Consider the following 1,885-nt stretch of genomic DNA (forward strand, 5'->3'; position numbering starts at 1 on the left):
GGCCGCGGCCTAGCAGAGCGGCCCGGTGGGCGCGTCGCCGCCGGGCCTGTCCGGGCCCGGTCAGGCGAAGGCGTCCACCCCCGTCAGCTCCGCCGACAGGGCCCACAGTCGGGCCGCCGCCTCCGGGTCCCGCGCCCAGGACTTGACCCCGCCGACGAGCATGTCGTCGGCGTCGTCCGGCACCGGCTCGGCCAGGTCGCAGTCCTGGCAGTAGGCACCCCCGTACGCGTCGAGCGACGGTGCGGTGGCCGCCCACAGGGTGGTCGCGGCGCCCTGCTCCGGTGTCTTGAAACCGGCCGGTGCCGTGCCCGTGCCGGTGACCCAGCCGCGCCCGGCCCACTCCGCACGCGGAACGTGACGCTGCAGCGGCGTCAGGATCGACCCCGGGTGCACCGCGTACGCGTGCACGCCGCGTCCCGCGCCGAGCCGGTCCAGGTGCAGGGCGAACAGGGCGTTCGCCGTCTTGGCCTGGCCGTAGGCGAGCCAATGGTCGTACCCGGTGCGGAAGTCGATGTCCTCCCAGCGGATGCCGGTGAGGAAGTGCCCGGAGGACGTGAGGGCGACGACCCGCGCGCCGGCCGGCGACAGCGCCGGGACCAGCCGGTTCACCAGGGCGAAGTGCCCGAGGTGGTTCGTGGCGAACTGGTTCTCCCAGCCGGGCCCGACCCGGGTCTGAGGAGCCGCCATCACGCCCGCGTTGGCGACGACCAGGTCCAGGGTGCGGCCCGAGTCGAGGAAACGGCCGGTGAAGGCGCGCACGCTCCCCAGGTCCGACAGGTCGAGGGCGTCCACCTCCGCACCGGCGATGCCGTCGAGGGACGTGCGTGCCCGCTCGGGGCGGCGCGCGGGCACGATCACCCGCGCTCCCGCCCCGGCGAGCGCGCGCGTCGTCTCCAGGCCGAGCCCCGAGTAGCCGCCGGTGACGAGGGCCGTGCGGCCCGTGAGGTCGACGCCGGCGACGACCTCGGCCGCCGTGCTGTGCGCCCCGAAACCGCTGCCGATCTTGTGGTGTCGCGTGCTGCTGGTCATGCCCCGGGACGCTAGGGGTTGAAGTGCACGCGAGGGCAAGTCCGTACTGTGGCCGGTCAGTTCACCAGTCGGGCGTGCAGCAGTGCGGCCGTGCGCCGGTCGACGCGAAGGCCCTCGGCGACGTACCGCCCAAGGCTGCCGTAGTCGCGGCGGACCTGGTCGAGGGCGGCCGCGAGGTACTCGGTGCGCACCTCCTGGAGCGGGATCAGCAGGTCCGGGTTCTGCATGGTGCCGGACTGCTTGAGGCCGTCGCGGAGCTTGGCGTCGGCGGCGGCCCGGAAGGTGTTGGAGGCCAAGTAGTCGGCGACGGCGGTGCGTTCGGACACGCCGAGCAGGCGCAGCAGCACGTAGGTCGTCCAGCCGGTGCGGTCCTTGCCGGAGGTGCAGTGGTACAGGAGTGCGCCGCGGCCGCCGTACGCGAGGTCGTGCAGGGTCGCGGCGAACTGCCCGCGGTTGTCGGCGCTGGAGACGAAGGCCGGGTACACGCCGCGCATGAACGCCGCCGCCTTCCCGTTCCCCAGCATCTCCTCCTGTTTCGCCGGGTCCCCGGAGCCGATGGCGGCGAGGATCTGCGCGTACAGGCCGTTGTCGGTGACCGCGCGCGAGATCCCCGGCACGCCCGCAGGCAACCGGTCCGCCCCGTCGTACTGCACCTCCAACGGCACGCGGAAGTCAACGACTTGACGGAGCTTCAGCTTTCCCAGCGCGGTGACGTCGGCGTCCGTCAGCTTGCTCAGCGCGTCGGCGCGGTAGGCGAGGCCGTACCGGACCCGGCCGCCGGCCGCGCGGTACCCGCCGATGTCGCGGACGTTCACCGCGCCCTGCAGCGGGATGTGCCGGATCGACGACGCGCGCG

2 protein-coding genes are annotated in these 1,885 nt (G+C 73.8%); both read right to left on the bottom strand.

Going from position 1 to position 1,885, the window contains the following annotated elements; all coding sequences use genetic code 11:
* Window positions 1-60: 60 nt before the first annotated feature.
* A complete protein-coding gene (locus tag G3I40_RS45240) occupies window positions 61-1,029 on the bottom strand; it encodes an oxidoreductase (protein WP_164560596.1) in 969 nt (322 codons plus the stop codon).
* A 56-nt stretch (window positions 1,030-1,085) separates the two neighbouring features.
* Window positions 1,086-1,885, bottom strand: an 800-nt coding sequence (locus G3I40_RS45245; RefSeq protein ID WP_164560597.1) for a tyrosine-protein phosphatase, incomplete at its 5' end; no start/stop codon positions are given.

This window comes from Streptomyces sp. SID14478 (assembly GCF_010548525.1).
In the GTDB taxonomy this organism is placed as follows: domain Bacteria; phylum Actinomycetota; class Actinomycetes; order Streptomycetales; family Streptomycetaceae; genus Streptomyces.

Excerpts from the sequence above, each read along its gene's own strand:
- G3I40_RS45240 (WP_164560596.1), bottom strand. The coding sequence starts at position 1,029 with ATGACCAGCAGCACGCGACACCACAAGATCGGCAGCGGTTTCGGGGCG.